This is a genomic window from Streptomonospora halophila (assembly GCF_039542725.1).
Lineage (GTDB): Bacteria > Actinomycetota > Actinomycetes > Streptosporangiales > Streptosporangiaceae > Streptomonospora > Streptomonospora halophila.
Window position 1 is genome coordinate 1 of record NZ_BAABIK010000072.1, and the last position, 1,976, is coordinate 1,976.

Genomic DNA, 1,976 nt, shown 5'->3' on the forward strand with positions numbered 1-1,976 from the left:
GAACTCGGCGAGATCGAGCACGCGCTCACCGGCTTCCCCGAGGTCGGCGGCGCCGCCGTCCGCGCGCTGGCCGGTGCGGCCGGCGACACCCGCCTGGTCGGCTACGTCGTGTCCGCGCCCTCCCGCGCGGCCGACCCCGGACGGTTGCGCGCCGCGCTTGCCGCGCGGCTGCCCGAGCACATGGTGCCCGAGGCGCTGGTGGTGCTGGACGCCTTCCCGCTGACGGCCAACGGCAAGCTCGACCGCGCCGCCCTGCCCGAACCGGCCCCCGCGGTACCCGGGGGCGGTGCCGGACGCGCCGCCGCCGGAGGGCGCGAACAGCTGGTCTGCGACCTCTACGCGGAACTGCTGGGGCTGGAGCGGGTCGGCGCCGACGACGGGTTCTTCGACCTGGGCGGCAACTCGCTGGCCGGCGCCCGCCTGGTCAACGCGCTGCGCGCCCGGCTGGGTGCGGAGCTGGGCGTGGCCGACCTGTTCGAGGCGCCCACCCCCGCCGCCCTCGCCGCACGGATCGCCGCCGGTACCGACACCCGCCCGCCCGTCCGGGGCGGCGCCGCGGCCGAGTCCGGCGAGGAGGCCCCGCTGTCGGCGGCCCAGCGCGGGCTGTGGGCGAGCGCTCAGGTGCCCGGCACCGAGGCGTCCTACAACGTCGCCTGGGTGCTGCGGCTGCGCGGCGGCATCGACGTCGACGCGCTGTGCGCCTCCGTCGCCGACGTCGCCGCACGCCACGAGATCCTGCGCACCGCCTACCCCCGCGTCGGCGGCGAACCCCGCCAGCGCGTTCTGGACACCCCCAAGGCCCTCGACCCGCTGCGCGTGGTGCGCGTCGGGGCGGCCGATCCGGACCGGCTCGTCGAGGAGGCCGCCCGGCGCCCCTTCGACCTGGAGACCGAGCCCGCCTACCGGCCCGTCCTCTTCGCCGCCGACTCCGGCGAGTACGTGCTGCTCAACCTCTTCCACCACATTGCGGTGGACGAGTGGTCGCAGGCGCCGTTTCTGCGGGATCTGGATGCGGCCTATCGGGCGCGGTGTGCGGGCGGGGCTCCGGGGTGGGCTCCGCTGCCGGTGCAGTATGCGGACTATGCGGTGTGGCAGGCCGAGCTGCTGGGGTCGGTGGAGGATCCGGCGAGCAGGGCGTCGCGCCAGCGGGGGTTCTGGCGGGAGGCTCTGGCGGGGCTGCCCGAGGAGGTCCCGCTGCCCGCCGACCGGCCCCGCCCGGCCGCGCCCACGGACGAGGGCGGCACCGCGGCGTTCGCGATCCCCGCCGACCTCGTGCGCGCGCTCACCCGCCTGGGCCGCGAGCACGCCGCCACCCCGTTCATGGTCCTGCAGTCGGCGGTGGCGGTGCTGCTGCACCGCATGGGGTCGGGCGAGGACATCCCGCTGGGCACGCCCGCCACGAGCCGCACCGACGAGGCGCTGCACGACGCCGTGGGCATGTTCCTCACCACGCTGGTGCTGCGCACCGACCTCTCGGGCGCACCCGGATTCGGCGAGGTCGTGGAGCGCGCCCGCGCGTTCGCGGTGTCGGCGTTCGCCAACGCCGACCTGCCCTTCGACCGGGTCGTCGACGCCCTCAACCCCGTGCGCGCCGCCGGACGCAACCCGCTCTTCCAGGTCATGGTCAGCCACCAGACCCGCCCCGCGTTGGACGGCGGGCTGTTCGGCGCCGATGCGGCCGTCGACGACGCCGTGAGCCGCACGGCCGCCCGCTTCGACCTGGAGTTCGAGTTCGTGGAGCGCCCGGGCGAGGACGGCATGGAGGCCGCCGTCCGCTACGCGGTCGACAGGTTCGACGCCGAGACCGTGCGCGACCTCGGCGACCGGCTGCTGCGCCTGCTCGGCGCGGCGCTGGACGACCCGAACCGGCCGGTGGGTGACCTGCCGCTGCTGGCGGAGGGCGAGCGTGAGCGGCTGGTGGTGGGGGCGGAGGCGGCGTCGCACCCGGTGGCCGAGGAGACGCTGCCGGAGCTGCT

The 1,976-nt window shown here is 76.7% G+C and carries 1 protein-coding gene; it reads left to right on the forward strand.

Annotated elements, in window-relative coordinates; all coding sequences use genetic code 11:
• On the forward strand, window positions 1-1,976 hold a 1,976-nt coding region (locus tag ABEA15_RS25495), incomplete at both ends, for a condensation domain-containing protein (protein WP_345559611.1).